This window comes from Planococcus donghaensis, assembly GCF_001687665.2.
Taxonomy (GTDB): domain Bacteria; phylum Bacillota; class Bacilli; order Bacillales_A; family Planococcaceae; genus Planococcus; species Planococcus donghaensis.
The window spans coordinates 2783372-2796798 of the sequence record NZ_CP016543.2; the positions used below are offsets into that span (position 1 = coordinate 2783372).

The window sequence follows — 13427 nt, forward strand, 5'->3', positions numbered from 1 at the left end:
ACAAAAATCGCTCTGCAAAAAAGCAGAGCGATTTTATTTATTTTAAAAACTCTAGACGATTTCCAAACGGGTCGAAAACAAAAAAACGTTCAACGCCTTGAATACTGTCATCTTCTGTTATTTCGATATTGTTCGCTCGTAAATGTGTTTTCATTTCCTCGTAACCCGCCACGCGAAATGCCGGATGCGCTTTTTTCGCTGGTGAGAAAGGATCTTCAACTCCTACATGCAATTGCTGATTGCCAAATCCAAACCAAGCTCCTCCCTTTCCTTTTAACGCTTCGGGCTTTTCAATTGGATTCATTCCTAAAACATCCGCATAAAACGCACTTGCCACTTCCTCTTGTCCTGCAGGTGCCGCTACTTGAACGTGATCAATATGTAAAATAGAAAATGTCATAACCTCACTCCTTTTCTTCAGTTTAGCCATGCGTTTAAAAAAATTTCAACTCTCGCTTTGCAAACCTTTCCTATTTGCCGTAGCATATTTAACAAGAGGTGAACCGTAATGACATTTCCGCAACAAGCCAAATATGGATTAAGTGCTCAATCTGTAGTAGTCGACCGCCTGCCACACCATGCACTTAGTCGAGATATTCCTACCATGATAGAAGAATTGAAAATGTGGTGTGACACCGATAACGCGGGTGTCGCAGTGTCTTATTTTTTTCGACAATATGCGCTCTATATAACGGCTCAATTTAGTTTACTCCATCAACAAAATGGTTATTTTGATGTAGATTGGCGCGAATTACAATTTGACCGTGTTCATAATTACGGATTGCCCCTATTGCAAACGCATGTAAAGGCAACAACATTCAAACTTGTCCCGCCGGATAAACGATATCAAGCATTTCATGATATTCTTTATAAGCAAACTGATGAATTGGTACATGAGTTCAAAAAATACATAAAAGTTTCGTCCATCACTTGTTGGGAAAATATTTTAGGATCTGTGTTATGGTATTATGCCAGTTTAGAGCCACGAAATCCCCGACTCGTTGCAGAAGATTTAGAGTGGCTGCTACAGCACGAAAACTGGAACCCTATTAAAACCTCTTATCTAGCTAGATTGCTCGGAAATACTTCGCTACAACAAGCTGTTTCAAAACCGCTACGAAAAACTTGTTGTCTTTATAAAGAAATGCCCGCTTTTGCGACTTGCACGTTTTGTCCAAATCCAAATTAAAACACCTCAGCATTTTGCTGAGGTGTTTGTTTATACTTCAAATACTTCGTGTAAAATTTTGCCCGGATCGTTGTTCATTAAGTTTTTGTACACGCAGCTTTTAGGTTTCTCATGAAGTGTTTTCGCAAATGACTTGGCGTGATCTGCTTCTCCAACTACATGAATCTCTTCCCATTTGCGTTCTTTTTTCAACTTCTCCATTTTACTACCCATGTCTTTATAGAAACGCTCTAAGTTTTCTTTCAGTCGGTGGTCTAATTCATCAGAAGGACTACCTCCACCACCACCGGTAACTGTGCTACCTGCACCAACACCTACTCGCCCCGAACTACGCGCGCCTTTTTGTTCAGTCCATACCTCTAATCCTGAGTCAAACTCATAAAAGAATTCTTCATTGATAATTCCCATAGATGTATCAATGACACGAATGCCTTTAAAGCCAGGTAAAACGATTCCAGCGTATGGATAAGCTTTATACATATAGCGAAGCTCTTCTAGCTCCGGTTTGTTTTCCCAGTGGAAACTCGTTTTTACTGGTACTTGCACATAATGCACGGACCAAAGATCATTATGCTCGGATGCAAAAATAACGACACCTTTATGAAGTTCGTTTTGATTGTCTAAAATTTCTTTTTCCACTTTTTTTCGTAAGTTTTTATAGGCTTCCATTTCTTTTTCATTATTTGAAGCTTTTAAATATTCGTCTAATCGTTTTAAACCATTTTTAAGATGGATCTTCCATGCCCCATTTTGGGCATTCAAATCAGCTGGATTGGTATTCAAATATACACTTAACACGCAACGGTCTGGACATTCAAAACTTTTCAATTCCTGAATCTTGTCGTATAAGGTCATTTAATCATCCTCCTCTTTGTATTCCATCATCACTATCTGATTACCCTCAAGGAGTTAATTTAAACGAATTTTCCGAACCTTTATTATGAATCTGATGTTTAAACCCTCGCATCAGTGGTAAATAAACATTGTATAGAAAAATCACAAGGGAGTTGGCGAAGAAATGGAAAACATCAATAAACAAGTTGAAGAAAAGCTATCAAACACAGATGAGCAGAAAAAAGAACAGATTTTAGCGGATTTTTCCGTATTCATTAATTACTTAAGTGAAAAAGTAGAGTTAGGCGAAAAAATGGGATTAAGCGAAGAGCGCATAGCGCAATTAGCAGAAAAAGTTGCATCTCATCTTGCGAAAAAAGAAGAGCCTAAAAACAGTGAAGAATACTTGCTACAGCGTTTATGGCAGGTTGGCGATAAAGACCAACAACACATGTTAGCGCATATGTTAGTAAAATTAGCTAAAGACCAAAACTAAATCCAAACAAAAGAGGTTGTGGAATGAATTCATTCCACAACCTCTTTTATTTATTTTGCTAGAAATGGGTCTTCGAAAAGCACCAAAGTTAACTCCATTCGGTAAAAATTCCTATACAATAAAGACGATACCAATTGCAGTAATTATCTAGCTAATAAAGGAGCGTTTAAAAATGAAAAGGCAACTCATGTTTGGGTCGATTGTCGGTGTGTTGTTGGTAATAGTTCTTCAATCAATTGATTTTATCAACATCCCAGCTTTGCAGCATTATCAATTTTCACGGTTTATTTTCTTAGCTGTTTTCGGCATACTGGTGTGGTCGATTGTCGGTGTCTTCAAAAAAATCTTCGTCCCTATAATCATTCTAGTGGTCGGCATCGGCCTGGTGAATCTTGCATTCCATGTATTTGAAGTCGAATTAAACTACTATGTGTTCCAGGACGAACGCAATGAAATGATCGATCAGCTATTGTCTGGAGAAATCCAGAAAGAAGATTCGACTCAGTCAGGATTTGCTTTTTATTACACACCTCCAGAATATACATTAGCCAATAGAGATTCCTTTATTGACGCGCGCATGTACTCAGAAGAAAAGCATTTCATTTTTTTCCAAACAGCTACGCCACGCTTTCTAGACTTTATCGGCTTAACGGAAGGCTTTGTCTACTCTTCTACAGGAACATATCCGACCATGTCCGAGTTGGACACTTCTTATACCTACCGGAAAATCAATGACCATTGGTATTTTGTTTCGAGTGATAGCAAACGCTTTAAAAATTCTTGCTACATAATATGCGAACCACCCGAAACTGCTTATTAATGAAAACTTTCAACCAACTGACACGCAACGTTAACATTGTTCGCCAATTCTACGTGAGCATGTCATGCATTCTGTCTAAAAAAGATGTTTTGTAGACAAGCAAAAAGACCTTCCTCAATAGGAAGGTCTTTTTTCGTATAGTTTAAACATTAGCAAATACACAAATCCACTCGCAATCGCAAGAATACCAAGTATGCCAAATGTCCACGAAAAACCAAACCAAGCAGTCATGGGAATGGAGATTGGCGCAATCATACGACCGATGGTATACCGCATACTTGCAGCAGCAAAATATTGGCCGCGCATATCTTCAGGTGCTAGTTTCGAGATGAAACTTTGCTGAAGACCTACAACCATCAACTCTGCAAACGTGAAGATCGCCATCGCTACAACAAATAGCCAAAACCATGAAGTTAATGGGAATAACCACATCGCCAGTCCGTAGAAAGCAGCTGAAGCAAAGAAAACCCATTTCTCTGGAAATTTCGTCATCCATCTCGTCACAACTACAGTTAGTAATGCTACAAACAATCCATTTTCAGCAAGCAAAAGTCCAAAAGACGTTTCACCAGTAACAAACCATTCCTTATCAAATAACGTCGCGATGGTTTGACTATCAATTGTTTCTTTTAAGTAAATCGGGATTAACAAATCCAACTGCATAAAGGTTTGAGCACCCATAATCCCCGCAATGATGAATAGCAAAAATAGACGATCTTTAAAGATTAAACCATACTCTTTAAATTGCTTTGAAATTGCGCCAACCCAGCCTACCGTTGTTTGGGACTGCCATTTATCAACCATGACTTGTGATAAAGTTTCTTTGGTCAACAGTTTTAACACTAAACCAAGCAACATTGAAATAACCGTCACGACAAGCAATAATTCAAATCGGTATGAAAAGAAAAGTACCGCACCAAAAAGTGGTCCTACTACGACGGCAATGTTTAATGTTGTGTAAAAAATAGCAAACACATCACTGCGGTATTTTTCTGGTACGACATCTGCAATCATTGCCTGACTGGCCGGCCAGTATAATGAGCCACACATTCCGGCAAGTGTAAACGCCACAAACCCTAGTTCCGGAGATTGCATCCACGGTGAATTAGCAAAAGCAAATAGGAGAAACGCAAATCCTTGTGCAACAGAAGCGACGACAAGCATACGCTTTCGGCCAAACCGATCTGCGCAGTATCCACCGACCAAATTCGCTGCGACAGAAAAAACTTGTGAAATTACAAGTAACAGTCCTGCAGTTCCTTTGCCGAACTCTTCAGCAAAATAAATCGCTAAAAACGGGAACACCATCCAATAACTTGTATTCATGAAAAATTCGCCTACTAAACGAACTTGTAAACTTCGATCCCAATCCCTCAATCTCATTTCTAGTTCCCCGCGTTCTTCTCTATGTCATATCTGGTTTTTACAGAGGTGCTATTCCATCATTTCTAATAATTTATAGCTTATGCAAATATCGATCATTAAGTCTTTTCTTTCTTTTGCAAATTGAATAGAAATCCGGTCTTTGTCTCGTTCGACAATTTTTCCTGCCCCAAAAACGCGGTGACGAACGTGAACACCTTCACGCAAAGCCTCTTCAGTGTGAATCGCATTTGGGTTATCCGGAACCTTTACTTTAATAGGCGTTTTAGCCACATGACTTTGCGTTGTAGCTAGTCTTTTTTCGGGAACAATCAACTTTCTTACTTCTCCGACAAAGCGTGATTCATTGCCATGACTAATGAGTTCTAAATGCATTTTTGCTCTAGTCATACCTACATAAAACAAACGACGTGCTTCTTCTAATAAATCGGGAGTTTCTGCGTCTTCTTCCGTAGGAATTACGCCTTCTACCAAATCAATCATATACACTCGTTCAAATTCCAAGCCTTTTGAGCTGTGGAAAGTAGACAAAGTCAACATATCGTCCGTTTTTTCTTTTTTAGCTTGCTGTGTGACTTGCTCTAATTGCTTAAGGCGTTTTGCGAATGCCATCATTGAGTCAAGCGGTTCCGCGATTTGCTCTAAAGTAGTGAGGATTTGTGCCAAGTACGTCATTTTCATACCAAATTTTTCAGCACGACTAGCGAGCATTTGGTCATAACCCATTTCCCCACGAATGGTTCGAATCACTTTTAATGGTTTCATGCCATTTAATGCATCAAACCATTTTTTTTGCTCAGCCAAAATTTTAAGTTGGTAGTCTTTTAACGTGATGGTTAAGTTGATGTCATCAAAGGCATGCTCGCCTGTTGGTTTCATCCGACTTAACATTTTTAGCTGGCTGCCTGACCAATACGCATTGGTTTTAGAAGCCACTTTCGAATAAATATCAATGCGTTCCGGCTTTAAACTAAAACGCATAAAGTTCAGTATATCTTCTACAATCCAATGCGAAAAAAAGCGATTATCGGAATCCTTCATATAAAACGGAATGCCTAGACGTTCAAGTTCACTCATTAACAAAGTTGATGACGAGTTATTGCGATACAAAATAGCCACATCGCCGTACTCTGTCAATTCTTTGAGTTCTTTTAATACGTATTTAAATTGCGCGTCTTCTGAACTTAAGCGTTTCAAGACAATCGGATCGCCTTCACTTTGTTTCGTGAACATGTTTTTATCGTGACGTTTTTTGTTGGTTTTAATAAACGCATTCGCAGTCTGAACAATGTTCTGAGAGGAACGATAATTACGCTCCATTTTCATAATATAGGCATCGGGATAAACTGTTCTAAACTTCAATAAATACGTAGGTTCAGCTGCTCTCCACGTATAAATTGATTGATCATCATCTGCTACAACACACAAGTTTTTATGGCGTGCGACTAACTTTTCCACAATGGCATGTTGAATTTGTGAAGTATCCTGACTTTCATCTGTCATGACGTAATCCCAACGTCCTTGGTATTTCACTAATAAGCTTTTGTCTTTTTCTAATGCTTCGTAGGCGAGTGACAGCATATCATCAAAGTCCACTAACCTTACGTCATAGTTTTCTTTAAAAGCTTCATACGTTTTTAATATTTCGATTCCACCAGGAAAAGGCTCTTTTAGTTTGGCCCACTGCTTTCTTGGCAACATTTTATTCTTTACGTAACTAATGAACGATATCAACTCTTCTAATTGATCGTCTGTAATTGGCTCATCGTTTTCCGTACGGTACATTTCCCGAAGCAACTTTTTCTTATGAAGACCATTTGCTTCATTGCCTTCAATCATGATGTAACGTGAGCCCGAAAAATAATCGCGAGTAATTTGAAAAGCTAGACTATGAATCGTTGAGAAATCAATTGGTTGTAGTGAAGGAAAAAAACGTTTGTAACGCTCTAGCATGTCGTTAGCTGAAGCTTTGCTAAACGTAATCGCTTTGATGCGTGACGGCGATACTCCTTTTTCCTCGATTAAATATCCAATTCTCATGATCATCGTGGTTGTTTTTCCAGATCCAGGGCATGCGAGTAGTAATAGTGGTCCTTCTGTACGCTCAACCGCTTTTCGTTGAATTTTATTTAATTGAACTCCAAGTTCCTGTTTTTTGCGTTCAAAGAATTGGCTCATAATAAGAGACTCCTTCATTTTTTCAATACTTCTATATTAACACAAAACCGGACCCTTCTTACGGGTCCGGTTTTAGTGAATTTGTCTTTACTGATTGTTGTTCATCTTGCTAACTTTATGTCTCGAACTTACTTTCCAGACAGAATCTCACAAACTCGTCCTACTTGTCCATCTTCTAAACGCACTTTAATGCCATGCGGATGAGTGGCGGAGTTTGTCAGTAAATCTTTTACAATCCCTTGTGTTTTCTTACCCGAACGTTGATCTTGCTTTAAAATTACATTTACTTCTATACCAGGTTTCACGTCACTTCTCTTTTTGCCGTCCATGCTTAATCCCTCCTAGCTTTCTTCTACTATACGCTATTCTTTCAAGACCGACAAAAAGACGGGGAAGCATCCCCGCCTTTCACATTATTTTATATTAGAAGCGATCACGATCTGTATGGTTTTCACGGTTCAATTTGTTATCTGTTACATTGGAATTATCGTCGATATCGGCTTCCTCATGGCGAACCGTCTCATTGATTGTTTCTGTGTCTTGTACTTTACGTTTACCAACGACAATTTCTTCAGCTACGACATCTTTTTTCGTAACTTCTACATGTTCTTCTGATACGGGAATATGAATATTTTCTCCTTCTTGATAAGCATCCCCTGATAACGTAGATTCTTTATCAAAAGAATTCCCAACTGTTTCTTCATTTACTGGGCGACGTTCAATATAAACTTCTTCACGTTCTACTGGTACTTCCATTGTTTGGTTTTCTTCGACCACGTGTTTTCCAACATTCACTTCACCCGTTTGTACACGTTCTTTGTCAACGCTTAAGCGCTCTTCATGCAATTGCATTTTCTCTTCTTCGGTATGATGGTCGCTATCTTTATTTTCAAAACGGTTTGTATCCGTAAAATTGTCTTCTGTCCGATCAGAGCCAAGGCCAAATCCTGTTCCTGATTCGTTTCCAGCATTTGTTGTTTCAGTAGTATCGCGACTGAACGTATCGTTTTTTGTATTATAGTAAACATCGTTTTCATCGTTCGTATCTACTGTTAAGCCATCTCTGCCTACAGCTTCATTGTCCATGTGACTTCTACCTAAGCCTGCACCTGTTAGACCGGACGCACCCATTGTGCCTGCTTCTGTGCTTGTCGAAGTGTTATCGTAAGGCGCTTTGCCTTCGTAGTTCGCACCGTATTCGCGATCGACAAACAATAAAATTTTCCCATTTTGCACTTCATTGTAATAGCGATCGGCTTCGTCTTTGTCTACTCCCATTCCTGAAAATGCTTCACGTGTTGAATCATCTCCTGATAAGAAGCCCATAAATTTGTCCATCCAATTTCCTTCAGCTGATTTATAATCTACATCTGTGCGTCCCCGTAACATTGAGATCTGGTCTTCATCTCGTGACATGACATACATATCGTCTTCACGAGAACCTTGCGCTTTTAATTCTTCAATTTTGTTTAATACTTCTGTTTCACTGTCGAATGTACCCATAAATTTATTGTTAGTCATTTCCTATTCCTCCATTTTTTTGTTTTTGTTTGATTGCTTAGTTTAGAAAATACCCACTGCATATTTTCTTAAACCTTTTCGGAAAAGACGTGTATTTTATTAATTTTTATTCGACTGTTCGGTCCCAATGACGATGTGCGGCAATGGCTTCGATAAATATACTTGCAAAGTTGGCCACATCATCTGCTGCTATAACTCCTGGTTGTTCTTGCATTCCGGCAACTTGTATCCATTTTTGTCCTTCATGAGTAGCGCCGATTGGCTTGTAATGATCAAATGCTTCTCCGATATATCGGGCGGCTTCTTTAGCAAATTTCTTACTTACATCAGGTCCACCTACTGCATAAATCGCATCGTAGAGAACGGGATCGGTCGTTGTAAATGTATGATCAACTTCGAGTTCTTTACCACCTGAACCGTTTAGTTTACTTTGCGTTTCACTGACGATTTCGTAGTTCACCCCTTTGCTTTCAAACTCTTTAAGAACTTTCAGTACTTCTGCATCATTAAAACCTTGGTCAACCAACACACCCACTTTACGAGTCGCTGCTGATTTCACAGTGTTTTCCATGCTTAATGCAGGGGAAGTTTTGGTTACATCAGAACCGCCACTCGTCGGAGGTGTCACGCCAATATTTTTAGCAATAGCCTGTGCCATTTCCAAGTTCACATTGGCAAACATTTTAACAGCGCCTTCACGAATCCACATTTCTTGGCATTTTCCAAGTTCAAAACTAAATGCCTCGATAATATGGTCTCGCTCTGGTTTCATCATGCTATTCCAAAACATTGTGGCTTGTGAAAAATGGTCTTTAAAGCTTTCACTACGAGCACGAACTTTACGCCCTTCCATTTTTTCTTGGTAATGTGCATAACCACCTTCCGCTTCACTTACAGGAGCCGGAGTGCTATTCGTAAATGAGCTCTTTTGGTACGAAACGCGTCCTTTATTGATTGTTTGACGACCAAACCCGTCTCGCTGATTGTTATGGAATGGACATACAGGTCGATTAATCGGCAACTCATGGAAATTAGGGCCATTCAAGCGAAGTAATTGTGTATCTGTATAAGAAAACAAACGTCCTTGGAGCAATGGATCGTTTGAAAAATCAATTCCAGGCACGACATGCCCCGGATGGAAGGCCACTTGCTCTGTTTCAGCAAATACATTGTCGACATTGCGATTCAATGTCATTTTGCCGACGATTTGAATCGGAATTTCTTCTTGTGGCCATAATTTGGTGGCATCTAATAAGTCAAAATCAAATTTATGTTCGTCTTCTTCCGCAACAATTTGAACGCCGAGTTCCCACTCAGGGAAATCTCCTTGTTCGATGGATTCGTATAAATCGCGGCGATTAAAGTCAGCGTCTTTACCGGCAATCTTTTGTGCTTCGTCCCAGACAAGTGAATGAGTACCAAGTGTCGATTTCCAGTTGAATTTCACAAAATGTGATTTACCTTCTGCATTCACGAAACGGAAAGCATGTACGCCAAAGCCATCCATCATCCGGAAACTACGCGGAATTGCTCGATCGGACATTAACCACATGATGGTATGGGCAGTTTCTTGGTTATTAATGACAAAATCCCATAAAGTATCATGGGCACTTGCAGCTTGTGGCATTTCGTTATGTGGTTCTGGTTTTACCGCATGGACAAAGTCCGGAAACTTTATCGCATCCTGGATAAAAAAGACCGGTACATTGTTACCGACTAAATCATAATTTCCTTCTTCTGTATAAAATTTCGTCGCAAATCCCCGAATATCTCGTACTGTTTCAGCAGATCCTTTGGATCCCGCAACTGTAGAAAATCGTACAAACACTGGTGTCTTTTTACCTTTTTCTGATAAAAATTTTGCTTTTGTTAAATGCTCTAACGATTCATAAGTCTCAAACACACCATGTGCAGCATATCCCCTTGCATGTACAATACGTTCTGGAATTCGTTCGTGGTCAAAATGCGTCATTTTTTCCCGAAAATGAAAATCCTCCATCAAAGTAGGACCGCGTTCACCAGCTTTTAATGAGAACTCGTCTTCAGCCATTTTGAGTCCTTGATTGGTAGTCAAACTTTTACCTGAATCATCTACACGATACTGTTGCAACTGTTCGTCTTTGCTGTTTTCATTCACTTTAGGTTCTTTTGCCATTTTGCCACTCCTTCTGCTTTTATATTCATTCTCTTATTACCCTGTCTTCTTTTAAAAAACACCTTTCTTTATTTTTTTCAAAAAAAAAAACGTAGACGAATTAACGTCTACGGATTCATATTAAAAGATACTTAAATCCCACTCTTTCGAAATTTGTCTTAACATCATTGTGCCTGCCGCACTGTTTCCTTGCACGTCAATTGCGGGTCCGTATACACCAATTCCCGCTCCTGCACGAAACTCGTATGTTTGCGAATGGAGCTTTGGAGGCACTGCCGCCATGATTCCACCTGATACTCCACTTTTTGCTGGAATGCCGACATGCGCTGCAAAATTCCCTGAAGAATTGTACATGCCACAAGTTACCATCAATACTTTCGCAACTTGAGCAATTTCATCGGAGAAATGCTTAACTTTTGTAATCGGATTGTATCCGTCATACGCAATGATCAACCCAATTAACGCCAAATCTTTTGTGCTCACTTTAATGGCACATTGGCGAATATAAATATCAAGTGCTTCTTCCACTTCAATTTCTAGAAACTTCGCTTCTTTCAAGTAATATGCTAAAGCACGGTTACGGTGTGAAGATGCCCATTCAGAATCGTATACTTCTTTATCCAGTTCAAGCGGATGACCTACTAAACTTTCTAAGAAACGCAAAAGAAATTCATATTTTTTTTGGCTCGTTTGTCCGGGCAATAACGCGGAAATGGTGATAGCTCCTGCATTGATAAAGGGGTTAAATGGTTTGTTGGGGCGGTGAATTTCGAATGGCACAATTGAATTGAACGCTTCACCAGTTGGCTCTACATCAACACGTTCTAACACAAAATCTAAACCATAATTACAACTCAACGCGATAAACGTCAAGGCTTTTGAAATACTTTGTAGCGTAAACTCTTTATCTGTATCCCCTGCACAATAATAATTCCCATTGTCATCAATCATACAAATGCCAAGCTGACTTGGATCTTCTTTACCCAGTGCAGGTATATATTGGGCGGTAGTCCCTAATATGGCATGTCCTCTATTTTCTTCCACCCAAGCTTCTAGCTGTTCTTGAATATGTGGGTTAGTTTGCATAACATCCCTCCTAAGTTTTCTTTTCTATATCATGAAGGAAACAAGCGCTCCTTGTCAAAAACTCGTGTGTACCTCAATAAAACCTTCCCCAATAGTTAGGGAAGGTGTCTTTTATAACTCGTCGTACCATTTTTTTGCTGCTTCTACTTCTGGCATGGTTAATTGGTGACCAAAATCTTCCCAGTGCAATTGAACTTTAGCACCTGCATCTGTTAGTAGTTTTTCAAGATCGGTTGATTCTTTTGCAGGACATATCGGGTCGTTTGTGCCAGCTGCAATAAATACCGGGACGTCTGTTAAATCAGGTAAATCCGTGTCTCGATTGGGAACCATTGGATGATGCAAAATAGCTCCTTTTAAGGAATTTGAATACGTGAACAATAAATTAGCCGCGATATTCGCACCGTTTGAATAGCCAATCGCAATCACGTTATTACGATCAAAATTGTATTCTTTCGCGGCTTGTCCAATGTATTCATGTAGCTCTTCTGTACGCAGCTTTAAATCTTCCATATCAAACACACCTTCTGATAATCGTTTGAAAAAGCGCGGCATGCCATTTTCTGATACATTGCCACGGACACTGAGCACAGTAGCCTCAGGATCAATATGAGAGGCGATCGCTAACAAATCTGTTTCGTTTCCACCTGTTCCATGCAACATTAGAAAAGTAGGTTTTGTTGGGTTCGTTCCTTTTTGAAAAAGATGTTTCATTCTTCGATTACCTCCAAAATTCGTTTCTTTTTTATTTCCCTATTTAACTTCTCATAAACTTATCTTTAATTCAAGATAATTACTCAATAGCTCTTTTCTTTGCCAATAAAAAGGGTCATGACATATACGCCATGACCCTTTTTTATTATGCTTCTGTTTTCAACATATCTTGTAGATTTTCTTTCGAAAACACGTAATTTTCATTACAAAAGTGACATTGGGCTTCTGCTTTGCCATCTGTCACGATCATGTCTTCGATTTCAGCTGTCCCAAGTCCTTGAATGGCGTTCGAAATACGATCTCGTGAACATTGGCATTGAAACTTCACAGGCATTTCGTCTAATACTTTCACATTCCCAGCACCTAAAACTTCCGTTAAAATATCTTCGGGTGTTAACCCTTGGCGCACCATATTCGAAATTGTTGGAATTACTTTTAGCCGAGCCTCAATGTCTTCAATAATACTTTCTTCTGTACCAGGCAATAATTGAATGATAAATCCACCTGAAGCTTGAATCGTATTATCCGGATTCACGATAACGCCAACACCGACAGAAGATGGAATTTGTTCAGACGTCGTAATATAATGCGTAAAATCATCGCCCAATTCACCGGATACTAAAGGAACTTGTCCAACAAACGGTTGAAGCAATCCAATGTCTTTAGAAACGGCCAAAGTTCCTTCTGTGCCAACTGCTCTTTTAACATCTAACTTGCCTTGCTCATTTAAATCAAAGTGAGTTAACGGATTGCTGACATATCCTCGAACTTCCCCTTTAGCATTTGCATCTACTAAAATAGTGCCAATAGGACCGCCTCCGTTAATACGAATGGTTAATTTTTCTTCACCTTTCATCATTGCACCTAGCATAACGCTAGCTGTCATTGATCGACCGAGTGCTGCAGATGCAGTGGGCCACGTATAATGGCGTCGTTGTGCTTCCGACACTGTTTCTGTCGTGCGCGCAGCGTAAGCACGTACTTGCCCTTCATAAGCTAAAGCTCTTACTAAATAATCGTTCATAATGTTCTTCCTCTCTATGTGAGCTTC

Annotated in this window: 13 protein-coding genes; 3 read left to right on the forward strand and 10 right to left on the reverse strand. The window is 39.5% G+C overall.

Annotation, left to right across the window (positions count from 1 at the left end):
* Positions 1-37: 37 nt before the first annotated feature.
* Positions 38-400, reverse strand: a complete 363-nt coding sequence (locus BCM40_RS13675; protein ID WP_065525410.1) for a VOC family protein — start codon at positions 398-400, stop codon at positions 38-40.
* A gap of 108 nt (positions 401-508) precedes the next feature.
* On the opposite strand from BCM40_RS13675, the gene BCM40_RS13680 reads away from it, so the two are divergent.
* Positions 509-1189 carry a hypothetical protein gene (locus tag BCM40_RS13680; RefSeq protein ID WP_065525409.1) on the forward strand — a complete coding sequence of 227 codons (681 nt, stop codon included), beginning with the start codon at positions 509-511 and terminating at the stop codon, positions 1187-1189.
* Between the two features lie 30 nt (positions 1190-1219).
* Here the strand turns inward: BCM40_RS13680 and BCM40_RS13685 are convergent, their stop codons facing one another.
* Complete coding sequence (locus BCM40_RS13685) at positions 1220-2044, reverse strand: VLRF1 family aeRF1-type release factor (protein ID WP_065525408.1); 825 nt, start codon at positions 2042-2044, stop codon at positions 1220-1222.
* Between the two features lie 163 nt (positions 2045-2207).
* On the opposite strand from BCM40_RS13685, the gene BCM40_RS13690 reads away from it, so the two are divergent.
* Entirely contained in the window at positions 2208-2519 is a 312-nt protein-coding gene (locus BCM40_RS13690; protein WP_065525407.1) for a DUF3243 domain-containing protein, read from the forward strand.
* 172 nt (positions 2520-2691) lie between these two features.
* A complete protein-coding gene (locus tag BCM40_RS13695; protein WP_065525406.1) occupies positions 2692-3339 on the forward strand; it encodes a hypothetical protein in 648 nt (215 codons plus the stop codon).
* Between the two features lie 114 nt (positions 3340-3453).
* Here the strand turns inward: BCM40_RS13695 and BCM40_RS13700 are convergent, their stop codons facing one another.
* From BCM40_RS13700 to hslO, 8 genes are all read right to left on the reverse strand, one after another.
* The gene (locus BCM40_RS13700; protein ID WP_065525405.1) at positions 3454-4722 is read right to left on the reverse strand and encodes an MDR family MFS transporter; all 1269 of its coding nucleotides are present in this window, start codon (positions 4720-4722) and stop codon (positions 3454-3456) included.
* 51 nt (positions 4723-4773) lie between these two features.
* Entirely contained in the window at positions 4774-6900 is a 2127-nt protein-coding gene (locus tag BCM40_RS13705) for an ATP-dependent helicase (RefSeq protein WP_065525404.1), read from the reverse strand.
* A gap of 128 nt (positions 6901-7028) precedes the next feature.
* The gene (locus BCM40_RS13710; protein ID WP_065525403.1) at positions 7029-7229 is read right to left on the reverse strand and encodes a YwbE family protein; all 201 of its coding nucleotides are present in this window, start codon (positions 7227-7229) and stop codon (positions 7029-7031) included.
* Between the two features lie 94 nt (positions 7230-7323).
* Entirely contained in the window at positions 7324-8421 is a 1098-nt protein-coding gene (locus BCM40_RS13715; protein WP_065525402.1) for a YsnF/AvaK domain-containing protein, read from the reverse strand.
* A gap of 106 nt (positions 8422-8527) precedes the next feature.
* Entirely contained in the window at positions 8528-10576 is a 2049-nt protein-coding gene (locus tag BCM40_RS13720) for a catalase (RefSeq protein ID WP_065525401.1), read from the reverse strand.
* A 120-nt stretch (positions 10577-10696) separates the two neighbouring features.
* Complete coding sequence (locus BCM40_RS13725) at positions 10697-11662, reverse strand: glutaminase (protein ID WP_065525400.1); 966 nt, start codon at positions 11660-11662, stop codon at positions 10697-10699.
* Positions 11663-11773: 111 nt separating this feature from the next.
* On the reverse strand, positions 11774-12376 hold the full coding sequence (locus BCM40_RS13730) for an alpha/beta hydrolase (protein ID WP_065525399.1): 603 nt from the start codon (positions 12374-12376) through the stop codon (positions 11774-11776).
* 145 nt (positions 12377-12521) lie between these two features.
* Positions 12522-13400: an Hsp33 family molecular chaperone HslO gene (hslO, locus tag BCM40_RS13735; protein ID WP_065525398.1), complete on the reverse strand. Its 879-nt coding sequence runs from the start codon at positions 13398-13400 to the stop codon at positions 12522-12524.
* Between the last annotated feature and the right edge of the window lie 27 nt (positions 13401-13427).